The 25162-nt window shown below is 66.6% G+C and carries 22 protein-coding genes; 15 read left to right on the top strand and 7 right to left on the bottom strand.

Annotated elements, in window-relative coordinates; all coding sequences use genetic code 11:
• Positions 1–107 precede the first annotated feature (107 nt).
• The 6 genes from AC4GYU_RS10185 to AC4GYU_RS10160 all read left to right on the top strand — a co-directional run bounded on the left by AC4GYU_RS10185 (position 108) and on the right by AC4GYU_RS10160 (position 6807).
• Positions 108–740, top strand: a complete 633-nt coding sequence (locus AC4GYU_RS10185) for an N-acetylmuramoyl-L-alanine amidase (RefSeq protein ID WP_491086915.1) — start codon at positions 108–110, stop codon at positions 738–740.
• A gap of 183 nt (positions 741–923) precedes the next feature.
• Positions 924–2603: an energy-dependent translational throttle protein EttA gene (ettA, locus tag AC4GYU_RS10180; RefSeq protein ID WP_491086768.1), complete on the top strand. Its 1680-nt coding sequence runs from the start codon at positions 924–926 to the stop codon at positions 2601–2603.
• Positions 2604–2682: 79 nt separating this feature from the next.
• Positions 2683–3075, top strand: coding sequence for an MAPEG family protein (locus AC4GYU_RS10175; protein WP_491086767.1), 393 nt, complete (start codon positions 2683–2685; stop codon positions 3073–3075).
• 91 nt (positions 3076–3166) lie between these two features.
• Complete coding sequence (locus AC4GYU_RS10170; RefSeq protein ID WP_491086766.1) at positions 3167–3565, top strand: BLUF domain-containing protein; 399 nt, start codon at positions 3167–3169, stop codon at positions 3563–3565.
• Between the two features lie 66 nt (positions 3566–3631).
• Entirely contained in the window at positions 3632–6286 is a 2655-nt protein-coding gene (gene alaS, locus AC4GYU_RS10165) for an alanine--tRNA ligase (protein WP_491086765.1), read from the top strand.
• Positions 6287–6312: 26 nt separating this feature from the next.
• Positions 6313–6807 (top strand): hypothetical protein, encoded by a 495-nt coding sequence (locus tag AC4GYU_RS10160; RefSeq protein ID WP_491086764.1) that lies wholly within the window; start codon positions 6313–6315, stop codon positions 6805–6807.
• A gap of 6 nt (positions 6808–6813) precedes the next feature.
• Here AC4GYU_RS10160 and AC4GYU_RS10155 read toward each other — a convergent pair whose 3' ends face one another.
• Complete coding sequence (locus AC4GYU_RS10155; protein ID WP_491086763.1) at positions 6814–8547, bottom strand: cation:proton antiporter domain-containing protein; 1734 nt, start codon at positions 8545–8547, stop codon at positions 6814–6816.
• Positions 8548–8630: 83 nt separating this feature from the next.
• Here AC4GYU_RS10155 and AC4GYU_RS10150 point away from each other — a divergent pair, with 83 nt between their 5' ends.
• Positions 8631–8840 (top strand): hypervirulence associated TUDOR domain-containing protein, encoded by a 210-nt coding sequence (locus AC4GYU_RS10150; protein WP_491086762.1) that lies wholly within the window; start codon positions 8631–8633, stop codon positions 8838–8840.
• Positions 8841–9278: 438 nt separating this feature from the next.
• Here AC4GYU_RS10150 and AC4GYU_RS10145 read toward each other — a convergent pair whose 3' ends face one another.
• A complete protein-coding gene (locus AC4GYU_RS10145) occupies positions 9279–11567 on the bottom strand; it encodes an EAL domain-containing protein (RefSeq protein ID WP_491086761.1) in 2289 nt (762 codons plus the stop codon).
• Between the two features lie 144 nt (positions 11568–11711).
• On the opposite strand from AC4GYU_RS10145, the gene AC4GYU_RS10140 reads away from it, so the two are divergent.
• The 3 genes from AC4GYU_RS10140 (at position 11712) to AC4GYU_RS10130 (ending at position 14366) form a co-directional block, all read left to right on the top strand.
• Positions 11712–11993, top strand: coding sequence for a proton-translocating transhydrogenase family protein (locus tag AC4GYU_RS10140; RefSeq protein WP_491086760.1), 282 nt, complete (start codon positions 11712–11714; stop codon positions 11991–11993).
• A complete protein-coding gene (locus AC4GYU_RS10135) occupies positions 11993–13474 on the top strand; it encodes an NAD(P)(+) transhydrogenase (Re/Si-specific) subunit beta (protein WP_491086759.1) in 1482 nt (493 codons plus the stop codon). The genes AC4GYU_RS10140 and AC4GYU_RS10135 overlap by 1 nt, the downstream gene beginning before the upstream one ends.
• Positions 13475–13646: 172 nt before the next feature.
• A complete protein-coding gene (locus tag AC4GYU_RS10130; protein ID WP_491086758.1) occupies positions 13647–14366 on the top strand; it encodes an aspartate/glutamate racemase family protein in 720 nt (239 codons plus the stop codon).
• Positions 14367–14396: 30 nt separating this feature from the next.
• On the opposite strand, the gene AC4GYU_RS10125 is transcribed toward AC4GYU_RS10130, so the two are convergent.
• Together AC4GYU_RS10125 and AC4GYU_RS10120 are read right to left on the bottom strand one after the other, a co-directional pair.
• Entirely contained in the window at positions 14397–15476 is a 1080-nt protein-coding gene (locus AC4GYU_RS10125) for a phosphatase PAP2 family protein (RefSeq protein ID WP_491086757.1), read from the bottom strand.
• 69 nt (positions 15477–15545) lie between these two features.
• Positions 15546–16001 (bottom strand): GreA/GreB family elongation factor, encoded by a 456-nt coding sequence (locus AC4GYU_RS10120; protein ID WP_491086756.1) that lies wholly within the window; start codon positions 15999–16001, stop codon positions 15546–15548.
• Between the two features lie 98 nt (positions 16002–16099).
• Between AC4GYU_RS10120 and uvrC the strand changes: the two genes are divergently transcribed.
• From uvrC to AC4GYU_RS10095, 5 genes are all read left to right on the top strand, one after another.
• Positions 16100–18046, top strand: a complete 1947-nt coding sequence (gene uvrC, locus AC4GYU_RS10115) for an excinuclease ABC subunit UvrC (protein WP_491086755.1) — start codon at positions 16100–16102, stop codon at positions 18044–18046.
• A 3-nt stretch (positions 18047–18049) separates the two neighbouring features.
• Positions 18050–18661, top strand: a complete 612-nt coding sequence (recO, locus tag AC4GYU_RS10110; protein ID WP_491086754.1) for a DNA repair protein RecO — start codon at positions 18050–18052, stop codon at positions 18659–18661.
• A gap of 19 nt (positions 18662–18680) precedes the next feature.
• Positions 18681–19070, top strand: coding sequence for a Co2+/Mg2+ efflux protein ApaG (apaG, locus tag AC4GYU_RS10105; RefSeq protein ID WP_491086914.1), 390 nt, complete (start codon positions 18681–18683; stop codon positions 19068–19070).
• Positions 19071–19148: 78 nt separating this feature from the next.
• Positions 19149–20123 (top strand): sensor domain-containing diguanylate cyclase, encoded by a 975-nt coding sequence (locus AC4GYU_RS10100; protein WP_491086753.1) that lies wholly within the window; start codon positions 19149–19151, stop codon positions 20121–20123.
• A 38-nt stretch (positions 20124–20161) separates the two neighbouring features.
• Positions 20162–20593, top strand: coding sequence for a DUF488 domain-containing protein (locus AC4GYU_RS10095; protein WP_491086752.1), 432 nt, complete (start codon positions 20162–20164; stop codon positions 20591–20593).
• A 42-nt stretch (positions 20594–20635) separates the two neighbouring features.
• On the opposite strand, the gene AC4GYU_RS10090 is transcribed toward AC4GYU_RS10095, so the two are convergent.
• The 3 genes from AC4GYU_RS10090 to AC4GYU_RS10080 form a co-directional block, all read right to left on the bottom strand.
• Positions 20636–21106, bottom strand: coding sequence for a host attachment family protein (locus tag AC4GYU_RS10090; protein WP_491086751.1), 471 nt, complete (start codon positions 21104–21106; stop codon positions 20636–20638).
• A 177-nt stretch (positions 21107–21283) separates the two neighbouring features.
• Positions 21284–23995: a DNA gyrase subunit A gene (gene gyrA / locus AC4GYU_RS10085; RefSeq protein WP_491086913.1), complete on the bottom strand. Its 2712-nt coding sequence runs from the start codon at positions 23993–23995 to the stop codon at positions 21284–21286.
• Positions 23996–24243: 248 nt separating this feature from the next.
• The gene (locus tag AC4GYU_RS10080) at positions 24244–24999 is read right to left on the bottom strand and encodes a YaaA family protein (RefSeq protein WP_491086750.1); all 756 of its coding nucleotides are present in this window, start codon (positions 24997–24999) and stop codon (positions 24244–24246) included.
• Positions 25000–25162: the final 163 nt, after the last annotated feature.

The following is a 25162-nucleotide window of genomic DNA, read 5'->3' as shown; positions in this document are numbered from 1 at the left end:
AGCGGCTTCGCCTCTTGACCTGCGCCGCCACCCATAGTCCCTAGGGGGCCGTGTTGTTCACCGCCCGGCCTTCCCCCAATCACGACGAGCGCGCGCTGCCGATCAGCATGATCGTGCTCCATTATACCGGCATGCCGACCTGTGAAGGCGCGCTCGACCGGCTCTGTTCGCCCGAGGCCAAGGTCTCGGCCCATTATTGCATCGACGAGGACGGGACCATCTTTCACCTCGTCGACGAGGAGCGGCGCGCCTGGCATGCGGGCAAGAGCTTCTGGCGCGGCATCCGCGACGTCAACAGCGCCAGCATCGGGATCGAGATCGTCAATCCGGGCCACGAATTCGGCTACCGGCCCTTTCCCGACGAGCAGATTGCGGCGCTGCTGCCGCTGGTCGCGCGGATCAAGGACCGCCACGGAATCGGCCGCGGCAATGTCGTCGCCCATTCCGACATCGCGCCGACCCGCAAGGAAGATCCGGGCGAGCTCTTCCCGTGGGACGCGCTCGCCAAGCGCCGGCTTGCGCTGCCGAGCCCGACCCGCAACCTCATCGATCCCTTCTGGTCCGACGCCGCCTTCCTCCTCGCGCTCGAGCGCTTCGGCTATGACGTCACCGACAGCTGGAAGGCCGTGATCGCCTTCCAGCGCCGCTTCCGGCCCGAGCGGATCGACGGGATCATCGACGGCGAATGCCGCGCCAAGCTCCTCGCCCTCCTGCTGCCGAGGCCGCAGGGCGAGCCTTAGGATACTCGAGAGGGAAATCGTCACCCCGGACTTGATCCGGGGTCCCGCTTCCTGCCTCGACCAAAAGAAGAAGAAGCGGGATCCCGGGTCAGGCCCGGGATGACGGGAGGTTGAGACGGAGGAGCCTTTCCCCTATCTGCTCCCGCAACCTCTTCCAGCATCAAGACAAGGATCCGCGACCCCATGGCCGCTCAATATGCCTTCGTGATGAAGAACCTCACGAAGACCTTCCCCGGCGCGAACAAGCCGACCCTCAACAACATCAACCTGCAATTTTACCAGGGCGCCAAGATCGGCATTGTCGGTCCCAACGGCGCGGGTAAGTCGACGCTGATCAAGATCATGGCCGGCCTCGACAGCGAGTTCACCGGCGAGGCCTGGGCGGGCGAGAACATCACCGTCGGCTATCTGCCGCAGGAGCCCGAGCTCGATCCCACCAAAACCGTCCTCGAGAACGTCAAGGACGGCGCGCGCGACGTCGCCGACATGGTCGATCGCTTCAACGCCATCTCGGCCGAGATGGGCGATCCCAAGGACGACACCGACTTCGACGCGCTGATGGAGGAGATGGGCGAACTCCAGGGCAAGATCGACGCGGTCGACGGCTGGACGCTCGACAACCAGCTCGAGATTGCGATGGAGGCGCTGCGCTGCCCGCCCTCGGACTGGTCGGTCCAGGACCTGTCGGGCGGTGAGAAGCGCCGCGTCGCGCTGACCCGCCTCTTGATCCAGAAGCCCTCGATCCTGCTCCTCGACGAGCCGACCAACCACCTCGACGCCGAAAGCGTCCAGTGGCTGGAAACGCACCTCAAGGAATATGCCGGCGCGGTGCTGATGATCACCCACGACCGCTATTTCCTCGACAATGTGGTGGAATGGATCCTCGAGCTCGATCGCGGTTCCTATTATCCCTACGAAGGAAACTACTCCACCTATCTGGAGAAGAAGGCGAAGCGCCTCGAGCAGGAAAGCCGGGAGGAGAGCGGCAAGCAGAAGGCGCTGGCCCGCGAGCTCGAGTGGATCCGCCAGACCCCGGCGGCCCGGCAGTCGAAGTCCAAGGCGCGTATCCGCAAGTTCGAGCAGCTCCAGGACGCGCAGGACGATCGGCGGATCGGCAAGGCGCAGATCGTCATCCAGGTGCCCGAGCGCCTCGGCGGCAAGGTCATCGAGGTGGAAGGCATCTCCAAGGCCTATGGCGACAAGCTGCTGTTCGAGGATTTGAGCTTCACCCTTCCGCCGGGCGGGATCGTCGGTGTCATCGGCCCCAACGGCGCCGGCAAGTCGACCCTGTTCCGCATCCTTACCGGCAAGGAGCAGCCCGACAGCGGCAAGGTCGACATGGGCGAGACCGTCCGCCTCGGCTACGTCGACCAGAGCCGCGACCACCTCGATCCGAAGAAGAACGTCTGGGAAGAGATTTCCGACGGCCTCGACTATATGAAGGTCAACGGCCAGGACGCCTCGACCCGCGCCTATGTCGGGGCGTTCAACTTCAAGGGTCCCGACCAGCAGAAGAATGTTGGCAAGCTCTCGGGCGGTGAACGCAACCGCGTCCACATGGCGAAGATGCTGAAACAGGGCGGCAACGTGCTGCTGCTCGACGAACCGACCAACGACCTCGACGTCGAGACCCTCGGCGCGCTCGAGGAGGCGATCGAGAATTTCGCGGGCTGCGCCGTGGTCATCAGCCACGACCGCTTCTTCCTCGACCGTCTCGCGACGCACATCCTCGCCTTCGAGGGCGACAGCCATGTCGAATGGTTCGAAGGCAATTTCGAAGCCTATGAGGAAGACAAGCGTCGCCGCCTCGGCCCCGAGGCCGACCGCCCGACCCGCACCAGCTACAAGAAGCTGGCACGCTGATCGTCCAGCCCCGCGCCGGTCTTGAGCCGGAGCGGGGTGTTGGCCATGCTGGAGCCCGTTCTACCGGAGGGGGCTCCACATGACTTCATATCCGCTTTCGATCGCGACCCTGCTGCTCGCGCTTGCGATCTACATCTGGTCGGCGATCCTCGTCGGGCGCGCCCGGGGCAGGTACAAGGTGCAAGCCCCCGCAGTGACCGGCCCAACCGAGTTCGAGCGCGTCTTCCGTGCGCAGCAGAATACCGCCGAACAGCTCATCCCCTTCATTCCGGTGCTAGCGCTCGCCGCCGCCTTCTGGGGCGACCGCTGGGGCGCACTCTACGGCCTCGTCTGGTGCGTCGGACGGATCCTCTACATCGTCACTTATGCCGCCGATGCGCAGAAGCGCGGGGCCGGCTTCCTCGTGACGGCCTTGTCCACCATCCTCGTCATGATCGGGCTCGCGGTGACCCTGATGCTCCGACATATTTGATCCAAATCAAGTCATTTACTTCTCGTTAAACGCTGACCGCCTACCCGGAGGTGGGTGGGGCCGTGTGCGTATTTTCGGGAAATGGATGGCCATGGAACAGATTGTCTATGTCAGCACGTCGCGGGTCATGCCGGATCCCGCGACGATCGACGACATCCTGCGCGCCTCGCGGGTCAACAATGAGCGTGACGGGCTGACCGGGCTGCTGGTGACTGGCGGGCGGCGTTTCCTCCAGGTCCTCGAGGGCCCGCGCGATCCGCTCGAGCGGGCTTATGAGCGGATCCGCGCCGACCAGCGCCATTTCGCGCTCGTCCAGCTCAGCCGCCGCGCGATCGACCGCCCGAGCTTCGGCGACTGGGCGATGGGCTTCGAGCAGGGCTATGCGACGCCCCTTTTGTCAGTGGTCGAGCAACTGACCGACCGCCTCGACGATCCCGATCTAAAGGCCCAGTTCCGCTCCTTCGCCGAGCTTCACAGCCAGCCCGCCTGACCGTTCCGGCGCGGTTGCGAAAGGTCATCTTTCGCAGCGCAGCAAGGCCGTGGTAGAGGCTCGCCCATGACTTCGACCAACGACATTCGCCGTAGCTTCCTCGACTATTTCGAAGGCGCCGGACACAGCCGCCAGCCCAGCGCGCCGCTGGTCCCACAGAACGACCCCACGTTGATGTTCGTCAACGCCGGCATGGTCCCGTTCAAGAACGTCTTCACCGGGCTGGAGACGCGACCCTACTCGACCGCGGTCTCTTCGCAGAAGTGCGTTCGCGCCGGCGGCAAGCACAACGACCTCGACAATGTCGGCTACACCGCGCGCCACCACACCTTCTTCGAGATGCTCGGCAACTTCTCGTTCGGCGACTATTTCAAGGAACAGGCGATCACCCACGCCTGGACGCTGTGCACGCGCGAATGGGGCCTCGATCCCGACCGGCTGACGGTCACCGTCTACCACACCGACGACGAAGCCTTCGACCTGTGGAAGAAGATCGCCGGCCTGCCCGAGAGCCGGATCATCCGGATTCCGACCAAGGACAATTTCTGGGCGATGGGCGACGACGGCCCCTGCGGTCCCTGCTCGGAAATCTTCTTCGACCACGGCGATCATATCCCCGGCGGCCCTCCCGGCAGCCCCGACGAGGACGGCGACCGCTTCGTCGAGATCTGGAACCTCGTCTTCATGCAATATGAGCAGGCGGCGGGGCAGATCGTCTCCGAGCTGCCGAGCAAGTCGATCGACACCGGCATGGGCCTCGAGCGCATTGCCGCGGTCATGCAGGGGGTCCATGACAATTACGACACCGACACCTTCAAGGCGCTGATCGCCGCGTCGGAAGAACTGACCCGAACCCGCGCCGAAGGGCAGAGCCAGGCCTCGCACCGGGTCATCGCCGACCATCTGCGCGCGTCGTCCTTCCTCATCGCCGACGGCGTGCTTCCGGCCAACGAAGGCCGCGGCTACGTCCTTCGCCGGATCATGCGGCGCGCGATGCGGCACGCCCACCTGCTCGGCGCGTCCGAGCCGCTGATGCACCGGCTCGTTCCTGCGCTGTCGGCCGAGATGGGCGCCGCCTATCCCGAACTCGTCCGCGCCCAGCCGCTGATCGAGGCGACATTGCGCCAGGAAGAGACGCGCTTCCGCCAGACCCTCTCGAACGGTCTTCGCCTGCTCGACGAGGCGACCGCCGGGCTGGGCGAGGGCGGCACGCTTCCGGGCGAGACCGCCTTCAAGCTCTACGACACCTTCGGCTTCCCCTACGACCTCACCGAGGATGCGCTTCGCGCGCAGGGGCTTGAGGTCGACCGGGCCGGCTTCGACGCCGCCATGGCTGAACAGAAGAGCCGCGCCCGCGCCGCCTGGAAGGGCTCGGGCCAGGCCGCGTCCGACGAAATCTGGTTCGACCTCGCCGAAGAGCATGGCGCGACCGAATTCACCGGTTACGCTGGCCATGAAGGGGAGGGCGTGGTCCTCGCCATCGTCCGCGACGGCCAGCGGGTCGATGCGCTGAACGCAGGCGAGGAGGGGCAGCTGCTGCTCAACCAGACCCCGTTCTACGCGGAAAGCGGCGGCCAGGTCGGTGACGCCGGAAAGTTGAGCACGCTGAAGGGTTTCGCGGGCGACGTTACGGACGTCTTGAAGCAGCTCGGCAAGCTCCACATCCTCTCGGTCACGGCTACCGGCGGAAGCCTGGCGATCGGCGAACCCGTCCTCCAGCAGGTCGACGAGGAGCGTCGCCGGGCGGTCCGTGCCAATCACAGCGCCACGCACCTGCTCCACGCCGCGCTTCGCCGCCGGCTCGGCAAGCATGTGACCCAGAAGGGCAGCCTGGTGGCGCCCGACCGGCTCCGCTTCGACTTCGCGCACAATAATGCGCTGAGCGCCGAGGACATTGCCGCGGTCGAAGCCGAGGTGAACTTCCACATCCGCGCCAACCAGCCGGTCTCGACCCGCCTGATGACTCCCGACGAGGCAATCGCCGAAGGCGCGATGGCTCTGTTCGGCGAGAAATATGGCGACGAGGTCCGCGTCCTCTCGATGGGCACCGGCGACGAGGGCACCTACAGCGTCGAGCTTTGCGGCGGGACCCACGTCACCGCCCTCGGTGACATCGCCATCTTCAAGATCATCGGCGAAAGCGCCGTCTCCTCGGGCGTCCGCCGCATCGAGGCGCTGACCGGCGAGGCCGCGCGCCAGTGGCTGCTCGATCGCGACCATCGCCTCCGCGCCATTGCCGCCAGCCTCAAGGCGGCGCCCGACGAGGCGCCGGCCCGTGTCGCCGCTCTGGTCGAGCAGACCCGCAAGCTCGAGCGCGAACTGGCCGACGCCAAGCGCCAACTGGCGCTCGGCGGCGGCGGCGGTCAGGCTGCTGCCGGTCCCGAGGAAGTCGGGGGCGTGAAGTTCCTCGGCCGCGTCGTCGAGGGGCTCGATCCCAAGGTCCTCCGCTCGGAGCTCGACGCGATGAAGCAGCAGCTCGGCTCGGGCGTCGCGGCGCTGATCGCGGTCAACGACGGTCGCGCCTCGGTCGCCGCGGGCGTCACGTCCGACCTCGCCGGCCAGGTAAGCGCTGTCGACCTCGTCAAGGCCGCGGTCACGACGCTCGGCGGGCAGGGCGGGGGCGGACGTCCCGACATGGCGCAGGGCGGTGGCCCCGATGGCGCGAAGGCCGATGAGGCGCTTGCCGCCATTAAGGAAGTCTTGGCGAAGGTCAGCGTCTAATCGATTCCTTGTTGACGGAGTAAGCGATGATCTTCGGCCAGTTTGTTGCGCTTCTCGCCAGCGGGGCGGCGATCGCGCAGCCCGCCCCTCCGGCGCCCCCGCCGCCGCTTGCAATCCCCGTGCCGGTGCCGCCGCCGATCGTGCGGACGTCGCCGCGCGAGATGCGCGTTCCAGTCACCTTTTCGGTCCGGGTGACGGGCGGCGGCCAGCAATTGTTCGCTGACCAGATGCGCGTCGGCTCCTCGGGCGCCTCGTTCAATCAGAGCAGCCGCGAAAGCGCGGACGCGGTCTGTCCAATGTTTGATGGCCAGCTCGACCGCAGCCTGATGGTCAATGTCTCTCCCAGTTATGGGGACGAAAATCGCTTCCGGGTGAATGTCGTCTGGCGCCGGCCGCTTGGGACCGGCTGCGATCGCGGGCAGCGCAGCGCCAGCGTCGAGCAGACCGTTGCGCTCGCTGCCGGCCAGTCGGCCCGGATCGAGGGCGATGCGGGCCTGATGGTGGAAATCAGCCGCCGCTAGATCGCCCTAGCGCCGCCGCCCTAGCGACGGCTCCTGAACCAGTTCGCCCGCCTCCCGGATCGCGGCGCGAAGCTGGCTGCGCTTTTCGTGGATCGAGGCGATGACCGGGCCCATGGCGACGCCGATGTCGACCAGCACCGCCTCGCTCATCTGGAGCGATCCTTCCATCGTCTCGGGCACCGCATCGGTCGCGCCGGCCTTGTAGAGCTGCGCCGCATGGGCGCCGTCGCGGGCGCGGGCGACGATGCTGAGCTCGGGGCAGGCAGCGCGGATGTCGCGCGACAGGCGCACCGTGAGAACCGGGTCGTCCATCGTCAGTACCAGCGCGGCCGCCTTGCCCAGGCCAAAGCGCTCGACCGCATCGCCTCGCGCCACGTCACCGAACAATACCTCATAGCCAGAGGCCCGGGCCGCGGCGACGCAGTCGATGTCTCCGTCGACCGCAAGATAGGGGCGGCCATGCTCGGCCAGCATGTCGGCGACGATCCGCCCGACCCGCCCGAAGCCGAAGATGATCGTCTTGCCCGCGACGTCCGACGCGCCGCTGCTGAGCGCGGCCGGATCGAACCGCCGCGCCATCCGCTTGCCGGCGGCGGCGAGCAAGGGCGTCAGCGTGAGGCCGATGGCGGTGACGAGGGTCCAGAAAGCCGCCGTTTCGGCCCCCAGCACCCCGGCCGCGAGCGCGCTTGCAAGGACGATGAGGGTCAATTCGGACGGGCTTGCCATGAGGAGGCCGATCTCGACTGCGGTTCCGGCCCGGTTGCGACGCCAGCGAAGGATGGCGAAGAGCACGAGCGCCTTCAGCGCCAGCACCGCGACGGTCGCGGCGAGCAGGGCCGGCCAGGCCGCGGCAAGCTGCCCGAGGTCGAGCCGCATTCCGACGGTGATGAGGAAGATGCCGAGCGCGAGGCCGCGCAAGGGGGCGGTGATGACCTCGACCTCGGCATGATAGTCGGTCTCGGCGATCAGCAGCCCGGCAATGAGCGCGCCCGCGACCGCACCCAGCCCGACGGCCCCAGTGGCGAGGCTGGCGAGCATCAGCACGAGAAGCGAGATGGCAAGGAACAGCTCGGGGCTCTTGGTCCGCGCGGCCTGCGCGAACAGGCGCGGAAGGACGATCCGGCCGACCAGCATCAGCAGCGCGATTACCAGCACCCCGCCGGCCAGCACCAGCGCCAGCGCCTCGGGACTGCTCTTGGCGTCGAGCAGCAGGAGCAATGGCACGAGGCTCAGGTCCTGAAGCAGCAGGATGGCGAGCGCGGTCTGGCCTGTGGCGGTCGCGGTCCCGGCGAGCGGCATGACGATCGCGGTCGAACTCATCGCGAGCGCGAGCCCGAGGATGGCGGCGGCCAGCGGCGGCAGGCCGCCGAGCAGGGCAAGCCCGGTGCCGAGCAGCAGCCCGGTCACCAGCATCTGCGCCCCGCCCAGCCCGAAGACCTTGCCGCGCAGCGTCCACAGGCGGCGGAAGCTGAGCTCGAGGCCGATCCCGAACAGCAGCATCAGGATGCCGATTTCGGCAAAGGGTTCGATCCGCGCCCGGTCGTTGATGGTGAGCGGCTGGAGGAAGGGATAGTCGGTCGCAAACCGGCCGAGCCCGGCGGGCCCGATCGCCGCCCCGACCAGGATGAAGCCGATAACCGGCGATACCCGGAAGCGCGCGAAGGCCGGGATCACCACCCCGGCCGCGCCGAGGATCACCAGCGCGTCATGAAGTCCCTGCCCGCCAAGTTCGCCCGCCATAGGCCCTTGTGCCGTAGGAGGGGCGGGGAGCCAAGCGCGGCGGCGGCGGGTTTCTCACCCCAAGACAAGCAAGGAGTGACGACATGGCCGAGAAGAGCTTCAAGGCAGGCGACAAGGTGAGCTGGTCGAGCCACGGCGGCAGCGCCCACGGCAAGGTGGTCAAGAAACTGACCTCGCCGACCGACATCAAGGGCCATCACGTGGCCGCGTCGAAGGACAATCCCGAATATCTGGTCAAGACCGAGGACGGCAAGCAGGCAGCCCACAAAGCCGGCGCCCTTCGCAAGGGCTAGGCCGCGATCACATGCTCAGCATAACGGAAAGCCGGTCAGGAAACTGACCGGCTTTTCTGTGTCCGCTAATACCAACGGGAAAGGGGTGTCGGGGCGGTTCACCGTTCCGACCTCGGCAATTCGCCCCGGACATTCACCACAAACAAAAACGCGCGCCGGGCGGTGCCCAACGCGCGTCTTGTAAAACTAAGTTTGGTCGGCCGGAGCCGATTCCGTTCTTAGCCGCGACCACCAGTGTTGGCAGTGCCGCCGCCGAGAAGCCAGGTCCAAAAGCCCATGACACACTCCCTCTGTTCGCAGCGAATCGCCGCTTCTGGAGGGAGTATTAACCCTAATCGATACGGTTAGCAAACGTTTAAGGATGTTTCTTAGGCATAATCCTAGGCGTGGCGCAGGTGTGCTGCGACCAGAATAGGCAAGAATGGGAGAAATCGGGGGTTAGGCGACCTTGCGGGCGGGGCGAATCTGGAGCCGCTGGAGAAGCTCACGGACGCCCATGGGACGGCCGATGGCAAAGCCCTGGGCGACGTCGCAGCCCATCCGGGTCAGCTCGTCGAGGCACTGCTTGTCCTCAACGCCCTCGGCGACCACGGTCCGGTCGAGCGAGTGGGCGAGGGCGATGGTCGACTGAACCATGATCAGGTCCGACCGATTGACCCGCATCGATTTGACGAAGCTCTGGTCGATCTTGATCTCGTTGGCCGGGATCTTCTTGAGATAGTCGAGGGTCGACAGGCCCGTGCCATAATCGTCGATGGCGATGCGCACGCCGAGCCGGCGAAGCGCGTCGAGCGTCGCCAATCCGCTGTCGGCATCCTGGAGCGAGGCCGTTTCGGTGAGCTCGAGCGTCAGCAGCGTCGGGGCAAGGCCGTGGCTCGAGAGCATCCGCTCGATCCGTACCTGCAGGTCGCGCTCGCTCAGCAGCCGGGCCGAGAGGTTTACGGCTACCTGGAAGGAGACGCCGCGCCGATTGATCGCCGCGGCTGAGCTGATCGCCCGGTCGAGGACGAAGTCGGTCAGCTTGCCGATCCGGCCATTCTGTTCAGCGGCCTTGATGAATTCGGTGGGGCTGATCGGGCCCTTCTGGGGGTGGGTCCAGCGCGCCAGTGCCTCTGCGCCGATCACCCGCCCGGTGCGGATCTCGTATTGCGGCTGGTAGGCGAGCCAGACCTCACCATTGTCGATCGCGCTGTCGAGTTCGCCGAGCAGCGACACGCGCCAGTTCATCTCTTCCTGGCGCGCCGGATCGTGGAGCTTCCAGCGAAGGCCCTCGCTCCACGCCTCGTCGGCGGCGAGGATGGCGGAGGCGAGGCGGTTGGAGATGCGGCGTCCGCTGTCGAGCTCAACCCCGAAGCTCAAGGCCACGTCGATCTGCCGCCCGCGGACCGAAATGGGCGTCCGGAAAATCGAATGCAGCGCCTCGAGATGGTTGCTGATGGTCCCGGTCGATTCCATCAGCCAGACGAAGGTCCCATCCTCACCCTGGTAGAGCTTGGTGTCGCCGGACGCGTTGAGGCGCGCGACGATCTGCGCATCGGCTTCCTGCTGCTCGGCCTCGCTCAGCGCGGCGCGCAGTTCGGACTGGTTGTGGATGCGGGCGACGATCAGCGCACGGTCGCCCTTGCACTTCATCGAGCGCAGCGCGGTCAGGTTGGGCAGGCCGGTCTCGGCATTGACGAGTCCGCGGTTGCGCCAGTTGAGCTGCACCAGCCGCACACCGACGATTATGACCGCCAACAGGGCCGGGGTGATATCGACGAAGAATAGCGACTGCTCGAGCGGGATCGGGCCGACGAGAAGAGCGAGAACTGCTCCGCTCAATATGATGGCCTGCCGTGTGCCGCTTGACTGGTGCGCGGCAAAGGCGATGGCGCCGAGCGTCAGGAGCAACGGCAAAATCCACCCCAGATCAAGCGGTACTCCGCGCTTGAGGGTCTCGGCGCCGAGAACCTGGACGTAGGCGCCGGCCAGCTTGCCGTGGCCAGGCACCCAGAATTGATCACCCAGTTGCTCGGAATTGAGTCCGACGATGATCGTCTTGCCGCGGATTTGATTAGCCGCCTTGCCTGAGATTACGTCTGCGGCCTTCACATAAGGCACACTGAACGGGCTGATGCTGTAGTCGATCCGATAAGTGTCGCCTCGGTCGAAATGACGACCGGACATTCCAACCGAAAAACCCGGGAGTCGGGCGCTGTCGGTACGTGCGGAGAATGGCAGCTTCAGGATGGCATATTGATAATTGTAGTTCGCACTGATGATGGCGCTGTCCGTCCAGCGCGAAAAGCGCTTCAGCGGGCGGGTCATCTCACTCTTCTGGAAGTTTGGCCCGGACCCATAGCGATCCGCCAGCACCACCCGACCCGAACGCCGCAGCGAATCTTCGAACACGGCATCCTCGCGCGCGCTGCCGGGGCTGTCGTAGATGATGTCGAGGAAGATCTTCTTCGCGCCTGCCGCGCTCGCCTGGTCGACGAGCTTCGCCTGGACTTCGCGGCTCCACGGCCACTTGCCGACTTCGCTGAGGCTGCGGTCGTCGACCCCGACGAAGACGATATCGCCGCTGGCCGTGCCCGGATGGAGGTTGTTGCGCGCGACTCGGAGCGCGTCCTCGGCGATCTCGCCGAAGCTGATCAGCCCGCACAGCAGGGAGGCGAGCGCCGCCCACAGCAGCAGGCGCCAGGGCCGCTGCGGCGTGGCATCGATCATCTGCCGGTCCGAGCTCATGCAATGTGGCTTGCCCGACAAAGGTTAGGAAATCGGAAACCGAAGCATCGTGAACGGAAGTAAGGTCCGTTGCGGACGCTTTCCTTTTGCCGCTAGGCCTCGGCCCTGCGCCGTGCCATGCAAGGGGCAAGCAAGGGGAGGGCCATGGACTTCATTTCCATCCTGTCGATCTTCGTATTGGCCTGTTTCGTCGGCTATTACGTGGTCTGGTCGGTGACCCCGGCATTGCACACGCCGCTGATGGCGGTGACCAACGCCATTTCGAGCGTCATCATTGTTGGCGCGCTGATTGCGTCGGCCGCCGCCGGCAGCGCCTCCTCCAAGTGGCTCGGCCTCCTCGCCGTGGTGCTCGCCAGCATCAACATCTTCGGCGGCTTCGCGGTGACCAGCCGGATGCTCGCCATGTACAAGAAGAAGGACAAGTGATGGAGGCCGCGCACGCCACCCCGTCGTGGGTCCTCCTCGCCTATCTCGTCTCGGGCGTCTGCTTCATCCTCGCGCTGCGCGGCCTGTCGAGCCCGTCGACCAGCCAGCGCGGCAACCGCCTCGGCATGATCGGCATGGCGATCGCGGTGGTGACGACGCTGATCACGCATCTGCCGTCAAGCGGTGAAGGCAATCCGGCGGCAGTCGTCGGTGGCCTCGATACCCTCGCGCTGATCGAAATCCTCGCCGCCATCGGCATTGGCGCGGTCATCGGCATCGTCACCGCCCGGCGGATCAAGATGACGGAGATGCCGCAGCTGGTCGCGGCCTTCCACAGCCTCGTCGGCCTCGCCGCGGTGCTGGTCGGTGCCGCCGCCTTCCTCAACCCGCAGGCGTTTGGCATCGCCGCGATCATCTCGCCCATTGCCTCGGCGCCGGTCGTCCACATCATGCCGGTGAGCCGGCTCGAGATGGGTCTCGGCGTCGCCATCGGCGCGATCACCTTCTCCGGCTCGGTGATCGCCTTCCTCAAGCTGAACGGCAGCATGAGCGGGTCGCCGATCCTGCTTCCCGGCCGCCACCTCATCAATCTCGGCACGCTCGCCGCGATCCTCGTCCTCATCGCTTACTTCACCCAGGACCAGAGCCCCTGGATCTTCTGGACCGTGATGGCGCTTAGCTTCGCCATTGGCTTCCTGCTGATCATCCCGATCGGCGGCGCCGACATGCCGGTCGTTGTCTCGATGCTGAACAGCTATTCCGGCTGGGCCGCGGCGGCGATGGGCTTCACGCTCCACAACAGCGCGATGATCATCACCGGCGCGCTGGTCGGAAGCTCGGGCGCGATCCTCAGCTACATCATGTGCCGGGCGATGAACCGCTCGTTCCTTTCCGTCATCGCCGGCGGTTTCGGCGCGACCGCCGCGACCGGCGGGGGCGAAATCATCGACCGCCCCTACAAGCGCGGCTCGGCCGAGGACGCGGCCTTCCTCATGAAGCAGGCCGACCAGGTCATCATCGTGCCGGGCTACGGCATGGCGGTGGCCCAGGCGCAGCATGCCCTGCGCGAGATGGCCGATCAGCTCAAGAAGGAAGGGGTGAAGGTCAAATATGCCATCCACCCCGTCGCCGGCCGCATGCCAGGGCACATGAACGTGCTGCTGGCCGAAGCCAACGTGCCCTACGACGAGGTGTTCGAGCTCGAGGACATCAACTCGGAGTTCGCCCAGACCGATGTTGCCTTCGTTATCGGCGCCAACGACGTCACCAACCCCGCCGCCAAGACCGACAAGAGCTCGCCCATCTACGGCATGCCCGTGCTCGACGTCGAAAAGGCGCGCACCGTCCTTTTCATCAAGCGCTCGATGGGCGGGGCGGGCTATGCCGGCGTCGACAACGAACTCTTCTACCGCGACAACACGATGATGCTGCTCGCCGACGCCAAGAAGATGGTCGAGGAGATCGTCAAGGCGCTGGGGTAGATACGCCTCCGCAACGCTTTGTCGCCGCGCCGCCACACCTCGGCTTTGCCGCGTTAATCGTGCCAACATTTGACGTTCATGCGCTTGTCCGAAAACCCGGCTTGAGCGACAACAGTCCCGTTAACTATTTGGCGTCGCTGTGGAAGGGCGGCGGGGTGAGGGGACTGAACAGGTGCGCAAGCTCGGGATCGTCGGTGGGGCGAGCTGGAATTCGACCGCGCTCTATTACGAGCACATCAATAAGGGCGTCGCGCGGCGCCTCGGCGGCCTTCACAGCGCGCGCCTGCTGATCGAGAGTCTCGACTGCGAGGACGATTATGCCGCTTTCCACCGCCGCGGCGACTGGGCCGGGGGCGAGGAGATCATTCTCGCGAGCGTCCGCCGGCTGGTCGCGGCCGGGGCCGAAGGGCTGATCCTTACCTCCAACACGATGCACAAACATTATGACGCGGTCGCCGCGGCGGTCGACGTCCCCGTGCTTCACATCGGCGATGCCGCGGCCGAGCGGATCGCCGCCGACGGCCGCAGCTGCGTCGCCGTGCTTGGCACCCGCACCACCATGACCGAGGGCCATGTCCGCTCGACCTTCGAGAAGCGCGGGATCACGCTGGCGCCGATCGAAGAGGCGTGGATCAGCGAGGTCGACCGGATCATCTACGAGGAGCTCGCCGCCGGTCGCGTGGTCCGCGATAGCCAGCGCAAGCTGAAGACCCTGATCACCGAGCTCGGCAAGAAGCGCGTCCAGGCGGTGGTCCTCGCCTGCACCGAACTGGTGCTCGCGGTCGATACCCGCGCGAACGTCCTGCCGGTCTATGACACCACCGAGATTCACGCCGCCAAGGCGGTCGAATGGATCCTCGGCGACCGCGAGCAGGCCCGCGCCGCCGCCTGAGACGGCTCAGGCGGTCTTGAGGACGGGCGCCTATATCCGCGGGGCGGGCCAGGGCATCTGCGTGCGCAGCATCACGCCGGCACCGGTCCAGATCAGGGTCATCATCCCCCAGGCGACCAGCCCGTCGGCGAGATAATGCCAGCCGAGGTGTACCGAGCCGATCAGGATCGCCACCGCGAAGGCGATCGCTGACAGGCGCACCCAGGGGCGGGCATGCCAGGCGCTCAGCACGTAGAGAAAGCTCACCGCATTGTGCATCGAGGGCATGGCCGAAATGCCCATGGCGAAACCGTAGTTGCGGTTCTCGTGGGCGTCCCACAATTGCCGCTGCCAGTCGAGCGCCTGAAGGTGATAGCCGGCCGCATCGATTGCTTGGAGCCGGGCCATCAGCCCGTCATAGGCCGGCGCCGAGGCGGTCCCGATCAGCCGGGCGTAGCAGGGCCCGGCCGAGGAGAAGATGAAGGCGCTGACCACGCCCAGCAGGATGAAGCCGAGCGTCAGGGTAAGGAAGAAGCGCGCCCGAAGCGCGGCCGGCGCGAACAAAGCGTAGAGCAGCACGGCCGCAAACAGGATCGGTACCCAGGCCGTGTAGAGGCGGTCGATCACCAGCGTCGCCTCGGGCGAGGGGAAGAGCGCGTGGGTGACCTCCCAGCCGCGGCGACCGAAGAAGATGTGGCGGGCAAAGCCGGCGAACGTGTCGTCCCACTGGAAGGGGCGATAGAGCGGAAGCAACTGCTTCAGGGTTCCGAATGCCCCGAGCAGGAGCGGCATCAGCAGGATCGGCCCGACCGTCCCGGCAAACTCCTCGCGGCTGTGGAAGCGCGTCCGGGCCATGGTCACGATCGCCATCACCGGGCGCTGCTCGCGGCGGAGCGCCAGCGTCGAGACGATTCCGATCGCGAGGCAGATCATGATCAGCGGCGCGAGACGGAACACCGCCGCGACATATTCCCAGTAGACGGGAAGCACCGGGATCCCGACGCGCTCGCCCATGACGATGGCGGCGACCGACGTCCCGACCGTCAGGCTCATGATGAGCGCCAGCCAGCCGAGGCTGGGGGCAACTCCCAGCCGTTCTTGGGCGACCGGGATTCGAGGCGTTCGCGTCAACACCCGTCGCGATTAGCGGAAAACTGCTAAAGTGATGGTTAACGCGGGCTTCAGAGCGGGTTGAGTTGCTCAGGCGACCGCGATGCGGAGGATCGTCACGGTCCCGCCGGGGCCTTCGACCTCCTCGCCCTCGCCGGCGCCGAGCATTGCCCGGACCAGTGGCGCGGTGAAGCCGACCAAGCCGGCCGCAGGATCGCTTTCGTCATGACCGACGACCGTGATCGTCTTTTCCGCACCGTCGCGGCGATAGGTGACGATTGTCCCGACCGCGACTTCCTCGCCGTTCGGGGTGGGCGCGAGCTGGGCGCTTGCCGCGCGCTGCCGCCAGTAGCGCGCATCGCGCAGAAGCTTCTTGCGCGCTTCCTCCGTTTGCTCGCCGGCCAGTTCCGCTTCAATCGCAGCGGCCTTTTCCTCGATCTGCGCAAGTCCGCGCTCGGTCACCAGATTGGGGCCGGGCGGGATCGGCAGCTCGAACGTCGGCTCGAGATGCTCGTCGTCGCTCTCGCGGCGGAAGGCGACGCTCATGACTGGTGGCTCGGCTTGGTCATCCTCCTGTCATAACACGCCGGCGCCCGCCATTCTCCCTGCTTCCGTGAACGGCCTTCAGTCCCTACATCGCCCTCATGAACCGAACCCCGGCCGACCGACCGGACCATCCCAGCGCGAAAGATCGCTTCAACGAGCATGCCGCGACGGCCACCGTCCAGGGCGGCGGCGAGGCGCCCGACATCGAGGCGGGGGTCGCCGCCATCCGCAATGTCGTGAAGACCCTGCCCGTCCGCCCCGGCGTCTACCGGATGCAGGATTCGCGCGGGGAGGTGCTCTACGTCGGCAAGGCCCGCGCGCTGAAGAACCGGGTCACCAACTACACGCAGGTCTCGCGCCTCTCGAAGCGGCTTCAGCGGATGGTCGCGCAGACCCGCTCGATGACCATCGTCACGACCCATACCGAGGCCGAGGCGCTGCTTCTCGAGGCGCAGCTCATCAAGCGCTTCCGCCCGCCCTACAACGTGCTGCTGCGCGACGACAAAAGCTTCCCCTTCATCCTGCTGCGCGAAGACCATGCCTTTCCCCGCGTCCAGAAGCATCGCGGCGCACGGCGGGCCAAGGGACAATATTTCGGCCCCTTCGCCAGCGCGGGCTCGGTCACCAGGACGTTGAACGCGCTGCAGAAGCTCTTCCTGCTCCGTTCGTGCAGCGACAGCTTCTTTTCCAATCGCTCGCGGCCGTGCCTGCTCTACCAGATCCGCCGCTGCTCGGGGCCCTGCGTCGGCCGGATCGAGCCGGACGCCTATGCCGAGCTGGTCGACGATGCGAAGAATTTCCTCGCCGGCAAGTCGACCGGGGTCCAGGCGCGGCTGAGCAAGCAGATGGCCGAGGCCGCGGAGAAGATGGACTTCGAGCTCGCCGCCATCTTCCGCGATCGACTGCGCGCGCTGACCTACATCCAAGGCACGCAGACCGTCCACGCCGAGGGGCTGGGCGATGCCGACATCTTCGCGCTGGCGGCCAAGGGCGGATCGATGTGCATCCAGGCCTTCTTCATCCGTGGCGGGCAGAATTGGGGGCATCGGGCCTTCTTCCCCAGCCACACCGCCGACGTCCCCGAGGAAGAAGTGCTCTCGACCTTCCTCGTCCAGTTCTACGAGGACATGCCGCCGCCGAGGCGCATCCTCGTCGATCGTGAGGTCGCCGAGGCCGAGCTCGTCGCCGAGGCTTTGTGCGAGAAGGCGGGCCGCAAGGTGCTGATCGAGCGGCCCCAGCGCGGCGACCGCAAGAAGCTCATCGACCAGGCCAGCCGCAACGCGGTCGAGGCGCTGGACCGCCGCCATGCCGAGAGCACCACGCAGACGAAACTGCTGCGCGACCTCGCCGACGCCTTCGAACTGTCCGAGCCGCCCAAGCGGATCGAGGTCTACGACAACAGCCACATCATGGGCACCGCCGCGACCGGGGCGATGATCGTCGCCGGCCCCGAGGGCTTCCGCAAGAACAGCTACCGCAAGTTCAACATCAAGAAGGCCGCGACCGACGACGACTTCGGGATGATGAAGGAGGTGCTGGAGCGCCGCTTCCAGCGCCTCGAGAAGGACGATCCCGACCGCCAGGGCGGCGAATGGCCCGACCTCATCCTGATCGACGGCGGCCGCGGGCAATTGAACGCCGTGCTCGAGATCATGGAGGATGCCGGGGTTCACGACGTGCCGGTGGTCGGTGTCGCCAAGGGTCCGCACCACGGCCGCGAGGGACGCGAGGTATTCCACCTGCCGAACGGCCGCGAGCTGACCTTCCCGGTCAACGCGCCCTTGCTCTTCTACCTCCAGCGCCTGCGCGACGAAGCCCACCGCTTCGCCATCGGCACCCACCGGGCCAAGCGGGCCAAGTCGCTGACCACGAGTTCGCTCGACGAGGTCCCGGGGATCGGCCCGACCCGCAAGCGCGCGCTTCTGATGCACTTCGGTACCGCGCGCGCGGTCAAGGGCGCGGCGCTCGAGGATCTCGAGCGCGCGCCCGGCATCAGCAAGGCCACGGCGCGGCAGCTCTACGACTATTTCCATCCCAATGGATAAAAGGTGAGGTTCACCACTCCGGCGATCGTCCTCGCGGTCCGGATCCACGGGGAGGCGGGGGCGATCGCCCGCTTCCTTACCCCCGACCATGGCCTCGTCGCCGCTTATGTCCGGGGCGCGCGCGGGCGGCGGATGCGGCCGGTGCTCATGGCCGGCAACGAGGTCGAGGCGCGGCTTTCGGCCCGGACCGACGCGCAGCTGCCGCAGGCCGAGGTCGAGCTGACCCGCAGCCGCTCGCCCCTGATGACCGAACCGCTGCCGGCGGCGGGGATCGTCTGGGCGACTACGCTCACCGCCGAGGTGCTGCCCGAGCGCCAGCCTTATCCGACACTCTACGAAGGGCTCGGCGGCCTCCTCGACGCGATCGTCGCCGCGCCGTCGGCAAGCGGGTGGGGGCCGGCGCTCCTCGCCTTTGAGCTCCTCCTCCTTGCCGAGCTTGGCTTCGGCCTGGCGCCGGCGGAGGTCGAGCGCGCGGTCGCAGACTGGCCGGCGGGGCTCGGCCGGACCGGGGCGCGCATCCGCCGCGACCTTCTCCAGCGCCCGGGCGAACCCGCCTGGGACGCGCGCGAACGGCTCAACGCTCGCTTGCGCCGGGCACTGGGGCTGGTAGCGTGACGCCATGACCGCCCGCGCCATGTCGATGCTTTTTCCCCACGAGGCGCGGACCGGCGATCTGGTCGTGCGGGTCGCGGTCAGCTTCCTTCCCGAACAGTCCGCGCCCGCCAGCGGCCGCTGGTTCTGGTCCTACCATATCCGCATCGAGAATGAGGGCGCGGCGAGCGTCCAGCTGCTCGCCCGGGCCTGGACCATCACCGACGGGCGCGGCGCGGTGCACGAGGTCCGCGGGGAGGGCGTGGTCGGCGAGATGCCGCTGATCGCCCCCGGCGCCGCCTTCGATTATGTGTCGGGCTGCCCGCTTCCGACCGCCAATGGCAGCATGACCGGAAGCTACTCCATGGTGGACGAGGCCGGTCGCGGCTTCGACATCGCCATCCCGACCTTCCCCCTGGTCGCGCCGCTCTGACTTCATCCGTTCCGGACCCAAGCGCAACAAGTTGCTGAGGCTGTCCGCTTTACTCCTGCGGGTATGGCAGAACCCACGATGCAGGACGAAGCCGGCCGGCTTCTGGCGCTCCACCGCTACTGCGCGCTCGACAGCGTGACGGAGCCGAACTTCGACACCATCACGGGCCTGGTCCGTGACCTGCTGGGGGTCCCGATCTGCGCCGTCTCGCTGATCGACAAGGACGAGCAGCGCTTCAAGTCGATGCAGGGGCTCGACGTGAGCGTCACTCCCCGCGACGTTGCCTTCTGCGACCATACGATCCGCGACACCTTCCCGATGGTCATCCCCGATGCCGAGCAGGACGAGCGCTTCGCCGACAATCCCTTGGTCACCGGCGAACCCCATATCCGCGCCTATGCGGCGGCGCCGCTCACCACGCCCGACGGCTTCAACGTCGGCGCGCTCTGCGCCATCCACCGCCGACGTCATGACTTCACCCCGGGCGACATCGAACTGCTCCAGCGCTTCGCCAAGGTCGTGGTCGACCAGATGGAGCTGAAGACGCTCGCCCACCGCGACTATCTGACCGGCGCGCTGACCCGCCGCGCCTTCACCGACGCTTCGGTGACAGCGCTCAACCAATTGAAGCCGCTCAACCGCTCGGCCACCATCGCCGTGATCGACGTCGACCATTTCAAGGCGGTCAACGACGAGCATGGCCATCCGGTCGGGGACGAGGTGCTGAAGGCGGTCGCCCGCGAGATCAGCGGCCAGCTGCGCAATTCCGACCTGTTCGGACGGCTCGGCGGGGAGGAGTTCGGGGTTCTCTTCTACGCCACCACGCGCAACGAGGCCTTCCATTGCGCCGAGCGGATCCGCAAGGCGGTCGAGCGACTAGTCGAGGACGGCCTCCCGCCCGTCACCATCAGCATCGGGCTCGCCCATGTCGATTGCGAGCACAAGGTCGACCGCGCGCTCGCCGAGGCGGATTCGGCGCTCTACGTCGCCAAGCGGGAAGGGCGGAATCGCTGCGTCGCGATCGCGCCGGTGCAGCACAGCGTCGCCGCCTGACCCTTGCGGTTCGCCGCCCGCGTCCACAGCTTGGGGCGATGCGCCTCTTCACCATCGGCTATGAAGCCACCACCCAGGCCGACTTTCTCGCGGCATTGAAGCGCGCGGGGGTCCGGCAGGTGCTCGATATCCGCGCGCTGCCGCTGTCGCGCCGTCCCGGCTTTTCGAAGACGCCCCTCAAGAACGCGCTTGCGGAGGAGGGGATCGGCTATGTCCATCTGAAGGCACTTGGCACGCCGGCCGCGGGTCGCGAGGCCGCGCGCAAGGGCCGCACTGCCGAACTCGAGGAAATATACGCCGGCCAGCTCGCTCTGCCCGAGGCGATGGTCCAGGCCGAGGAACTGAAGGAACTGGCCGAGGCACAGCCGTCGGCGCTCCTCTGCTACGAACGCGAACCCGAAGGCTGCCACCGCAACATTCTCCTCCGCGACGTCCTTCCCGACGCCGAGGTGGAGCATCTGTTTCCGTGAGAGAAACGTCGTCCCCGCGAGGGCGGGGACGACGCCTTCACATCAGACGTCCGCCGGCTCGTCGGCCTTGGTCTCGGCGACGATCAGTTTCTCGATGTCGGGGATCGGACGCCCGCTCATTTCCTTGTTGATGGTGCAGACCACCCGCTTCTCCACTTCCTTGTGGAGCGACTTGCGAAGCACGCCGAGCGCCTTGGGCGGGGCGACGATGCACAGGTGCTCGAAGTCGCCGCGAAGCGCGCGAAGGCGCAGCTTCTCGGCCACGTCCTTCACCCAATTATCCTCTTCCTGCTGCTTGAAGTCGGTCTCTTCCATCGACGAGCGGGCACTGCCGACGCTGTTCGCGGACGAGCCGGGTGCGTCGGTCTTGAGGTCGCCGTCATGATGGGCGTCCTCGCGCTCCTCATGCGCCTCAGTGCGCAGGTCGATCTGGTTCGCGTCGCCCTCGTTGCGGAAGAACAGCATCTTGCGGCCGTCGACCACCAGCACCAGCGCGCGATTGGGAATTGGCATTCGTCACTCCTCCTTGTGTCAGGAGAAGAACAAGCAAGGCGGGGGAGGGTTGCTCAACCTTTTGCCGCTCCCCTTCAGGGGAGCTGTCACGAAGTGACGGAGGGGTTGGTGCGGTCGGCACGAACCCCTCCGTCGGCCTGCGGCCGCCACCTCTCCTGAAGGGGAGGAGCGGGCGACTTAATCCTCGCTCACCCCGGGATCGACCGGCTTGTCGAGCTCCTGCTCGGCCGTGTTCGCGCCATCGTCGACCACGGTCTCGCCGTCGTTCAGCGTCTCGACCTCGACCTCTTCCTCCTCGTCGATCTTGGCGACGGAGACGACATGCTCGCTCTTGTCGACGCGGAAGATCATCACGCCCTGCGTGTTGCGCCCGGCGATTCGGATCGAGCCGACGGTGGTGCGGATCATCTTGCCCTGGTCGGTCGCGAGCATGATCTGCTCGCCCGGCTTGACCGGGAAGCTCGCCACCACGCCGCCATTGCGCTCCGAGGTGTCAATATTGGTGATGCCCTGGCCACCGCGTCCGGTGCGGCGATATTCATAGGCGCTGGTGCGCTTGCCGAAGCCGTTCTCGGTGACGGTCAGGATGAACTGCTCATTCTCAGCGATGAAGGCGTAGCGATCGGCCTCGATGCCCTCGGCCGCATCATTGTCGCGCCACTTGGGACTGCGCAGATACGCCTCGCGCTCCTCCTGCGAGGTTCCGGCCCGGCGCAGGATCGACATGGAGATGACCTGGTCGTCGCCGAGCAGGCGGACGCCGCGGACGCCGGTCGACGAGCGCGACTGGAATTCGCGGATCGCGGTCGACATGAAGCGGATCGCCTTGCCGTTGCGGGTCGCGAGCAGGACATCGTCCTCCTCGCTGCAGAGCGCCACGCCGACCAGCCGGTCGGTCGCATCCTCTTCTTCGCCCTCGTCGGCGATCCCGAACTTCATCGCGATCTTGCCCGCGGTCGGGATGTTCTTGAACGCGTCCATGCTGTTGCGCCGGACCGCGCCATGGGCGGTGGCGAACATCAGGTGCAGCGCATTCCACTGCTCCTCGTCCTCGGGCAGCGGAAGGACGGTGGTGATGACCTCGCCCGTTGCCAACGGCAGGAGATTGATCATCGGCCGGCCCTTGGCGGTCGGCCCGCCCTCGGGGAGGCGCCAGACCTTCATCCGGTAGACCCGGCCGAGGTTGGAGAAGAAGAGCACCGGATTGTGGGTCGAGGTCACGAACAGGTTGGTGACCGCATCCTCGTCCTTGGTGGCGATGCCCGAACGGCCCTTGCCGCCGCGCTTCTGCTCGCGGAACACCGACAAGGCGGTGCGCTTGATGTAGCCGGTCATGGTCACGGTCACGACCATGTCCTCGCGCTCGATCAGATCCTCGTCGTCGATGCCGTCGGCGGCGGCAGCCAGCTCGGTCCGCCGCGGGGTCGAGAATTGCGCGTCGACGTCGTCCAGCTCCTCGCGCATCACCTCGTAGAGGCGAACGCGGTTCCCAAGGATTTCGAGCAGTTCGCCGATGGTCTTCGCAAGGCCTTCGAGCTCGTTGCCGATCTCGTCGCGGCCCAGCGCGGTCAGGCGGTGGAGGCGAAGATCGAGGATCGCCTTCACCTGGACTTCGCTCAGGCGATAGGTCTCGCCCGCGGCCTGCGGTTCGATCGCCTCGACCAGCTGGATGTAGGGGCGGATCTCGTCGCCCGGCCATTCGCGCGCCAGCAGCGCCTCGCGCGCTTCGGCGGGCGAGGCTGAACCACGTATGATCCGCACCACCTCGTCGAGGTTGGTGACCGCGACGACCAGGCCAAGCAGGATATGGGCCCGTTCGCGCGCCTTGTTCAGCTCGAACTTGGTGCGGCGGGTGATGACCTCCTCGCGGAACTTGATGAAGCTCTCGATGATGTCGCGCAGCGCCAGCGTCTCCGGGCGCCCGCCGCGGATCGCCAGCATGTTGGCCGGGAAGGAGCCTTGCGCCGGCGTGTGACGCCACAACTGGTTGAGCACCACTTCCGGGGTCGCGTCGCGCTTGAGGTCGATGACGATCCGCACGCCCTCGCGGTTCGATTCGTCGCGAATGTCGCTGACGCCCTCGATGCGCTTGTCCTTGGCGGCCTCGGCGATCTTCTCGACCAGCGCATTCTTGCCCTGCTGGTAGGGGATTTCGGTGAGCACGATCGACTTTCGGTCGCCGCGCCCTTCCTCGACCTTGTAGCGGCTGCGGACCACGATCGAGCCGCGCCCGCTGGTATAGGCCGAGCGGATGCCGGCGGTGCCGAGGATGATGGCGCCGGTCGGGAAGTCCGGCCCCTTCACATAGTCCATCAGCTGTTCGCTGGTGATCGCCGGATCCTCGATATAGGCCCGGCAGGCGGCGATCACCTCGCCGAGATTGTGCGGCGGGATGTTGGTCGCCATGCCAACCGCGATTCCGCCCGCGCCATTGACGAGGAGGTTGGGGAAGCGCGCCGGGAGCACCTGCGGCTCACGCTCGGACGCGTCATAATTGGGCTGGAAGGTGACCGTGTCCTTGTCGAGATCGTCGAGCAGGAAGCCGGCCGCCTTGGCGAGGCGCGCCTCGGTGTAACGCATGGCGGCGGGCGGATCGGGATCCATCGATCCGAAGTTGCCCTGGCCGTCGATCAGCGGGACCCGCATCGACCAGTCCTGCGTCATCCGGGCGAGCGCGTCGTAGATCGCGGTGTCGCCGTGGGGGTGATATTTACCGATCACGTCACCGACGATGCGGGCGGACTTGCGGTAGGGCCGGTTGTAGAAGAAGCCGTTCTCGCTGGCCGAATAGAGGATCCGGCGATGCACCGGCTTCAACCCGTCGCGGACGTCCGGCAGCGCACGGCTGACGATGACGCTCATCGCATAATCGAGGTAGCTGGTCTTCATCTCCTCGACGATGGAGATGGGAGCAATGACGTCGCTCGGGGGCGGAATGTCCGCCGGGGCTTCAGTGGCCAAGTGTCTACCTGCTTATGATTGTCATTCGGGGCGAACCCGCCCGGCAATCGACTAGCAGCGCGCGCGCGTACGCGCGAGGGAATTATGGGGTTCCGCCATCCGGTTCGCCTGCGCAGGCAGGAGCCCGGTTCTTCCTGGTCCGGCGAGAGCCCTGGGCCCCGGCCTTCGCCGGGGAATTAGGCGCGGACGAACAACGGCTTGGCCGCCGTGCTTCCCTCGGGATCGAAGGCCCAGCCGTCGCGGTCGAAGCGGGGGAGGGCAGCGAGATCCTCGACCCGCTCCTCGCACAGCCAGCGCGCCAGTGTGCCGCGCGCGACCTTGGCGGCGAAGCTCTGGAATTGGAGCCCCTTGGCGGTCCGCACCCGGAAGTCCGGGCTGACCAGGGTCACGCCCTTCTTGGGCACGAACGGCCCGACCGCCGCGAAATATTCGTTGCTGGCGAGGTTCATCAGGATCCCGCTGCCATCTTCCTTGAGGTCCGACAGCACGCTCCGCGCGACCTTGCGGCCCCAATGCTCGACCAGCTTGCCGCCACTCGGGCTCCAGCTCGTCCCCATTTCCAGCCGATAGGGGCGGATCGCGTCGAGTGGCCGGAGCAGGCCGTAGAGGCCCGAAAGGATCCGCAGATGGTCCTGCGCATAAGCGATCACGTCCTCGTCCGCGCTCTTCACGTCGAAGCCGCGATAGACATCGCCCGCGAAGGCGCGGATCGCGGGCCGTTCCTCGGCCTTGCGGAAGGTCTTGAAGCGGGTCGCATTGAGCTCGGCGAGATTGTCAGAGATGTGCATCAGCGCCGCCAGCTCGGCGGGCTTGAGCTTGGCCGCGGCGCGGGCGATGCTCGCCGCCTCGCGGGCGAAGCGCGGCGGGGTCGGAGTCTCGGGCGCGGGCGAGGCGAAATCGAGCGTCTTGGCGGGCGAAAGCAGGATGATCACGCGGCGGCGGCTAGCAAAGCCGTGGCACTGCCGTCCATACCGCCCGCTAACTCTCTGTAATTGCGTGGTTCAATCATTGTTCAGCAGCATTCGGGCTGTAGCGCTGGCGAGGTTTCAACGAGCGGTCTAAAGGACCGTCACCCATTCACGGAGGAGTTTCTGA

The organism is Sphingomonas sp. SP2 (assembly GCF_058313385.1).
The sequence above is the reverse complement of the archived record's forward strand: the minus strand, read 5'-3'. Positions and strand labels throughout refer to the sequence as shown.

What these genes read in the sequence shown, in the direction of transcription:
- AC4GYU_RS10090 (WP_491086751.1), bottom strand. Translation starts at nt 21,106, where the DNA reads ATGCCAATTCCCAATCGCGCGCTGGTGCTGGTGGTCGACGGCCGCAAG.
- AC4GYU_RS10140 (WP_491086760.1), top strand. Translation starts at nt 11,712, where the DNA reads ATGGACTTCATTTCCATCCTGTCGATCTTCGTATTGGCCTGTTTCGTC.
- apaG (WP_491086914.1), top strand. Translation starts at nt 18,681, where the DNA reads ATGTCGATGCTTTTTCCCCACGAGGCGCGGACCGGCGATCTGGTCGTG.
- gyrA (WP_491086913.1), bottom strand. Translation starts at nt 23,995, where the DNA reads ATGAAGACCAGCTACCTCGATTATGCGATGAGCGTCATCGTCAGCCGT.
- AC4GYU_RS10135 (WP_491086759.1), top strand. Translation starts at nt 11,993, where the DNA reads ATGGAGGCCGCGCACGCCACCCCGTCGTGGGTCCTCCTCGCCTATCTC.
- AC4GYU_RS10095 (WP_491086752.1), top strand. Translation starts at nt 20,162, where the DNA reads ATGCGCCTCTTCACCATCGGCTATGAAGCCACCACCCAGGCCGACTTT.
- ettA (WP_491086768.1), top strand. Translation starts at nt 924, where the DNA reads ATGGCCGCTCAATATGCCTTCGTGATGAAGAACCTCACGAAGACCTTC.
- AC4GYU_RS10145 (WP_491086761.1), bottom strand. Translation starts at nt 11,567, where the DNA reads ATGAGCTCGGACCGGCAGATGATCGATGCCACGCCGCAGCGGCCCTGG.
- AC4GYU_RS10100 (WP_491086753.1), top strand. Translation starts at nt 19,149, where the DNA reads ATGCAGGACGAAGCCGGCCGGCTTCTGGCGCTCCACCGCTACTGCGCG.
- AC4GYU_RS10120 (WP_491086756.1), bottom strand. Translation starts at nt 16,001, where the DNA reads ATGAGCGTCGCCTTCCGCCGCGAGAGCGACGACGAGCATCTCGAGCCG.
- AC4GYU_RS10185 (WP_491086915.1), top strand. Translation starts at nt 108, where the DNA reads ATGATCGTGCTCCATTATACCGGCATGCCGACCTGTGAAGGCGCGCTC.
- AC4GYU_RS10150 (WP_491086762.1), top strand. Translation starts at nt 8,631, where the DNA reads ATGGCCGAGAAGAGCTTCAAGGCAGGCGACAAGGTGAGCTGGTCGAGC.
- alaS (WP_491086765.1), top strand. Translation starts at nt 3,632, where the DNA reads ATGACTTCGACCAACGACATTCGCCGTAGCTTCCTCGACTATTTCGAA.
- AC4GYU_RS10155 (WP_491086763.1), bottom strand. Translation starts at nt 8,547, where the DNA reads ATGGCGGGCGAACTTGGCGGGCAGGGACTTCATGACGCGCTGGTGATC.
- AC4GYU_RS10175 (WP_491086767.1), top strand. Translation starts at nt 2,683, where the DNA reads ATGACTTCATATCCGCTTTCGATCGCGACCCTGCTGCTCGCGCTTGCG.
- AC4GYU_RS10170 (WP_491086766.1), top strand. Translation starts at nt 3,167, where the DNA reads ATGGAACAGATTGTCTATGTCAGCACGTCGCGGGTCATGCCGGATCCC.
- uvrC (WP_491086755.1), top strand. Translation starts at nt 16,100, where the DNA reads ATGAACCGAACCCCGGCCGACCGACCGGACCATCCCAGCGCGAAAGAT.
- AC4GYU_RS10160 (WP_491086764.1), top strand. Translation starts at nt 6,313, where the DNA reads ATGATCTTCGGCCAGTTTGTTGCGCTTCTCGCCAGCGGGGCGGCGATC.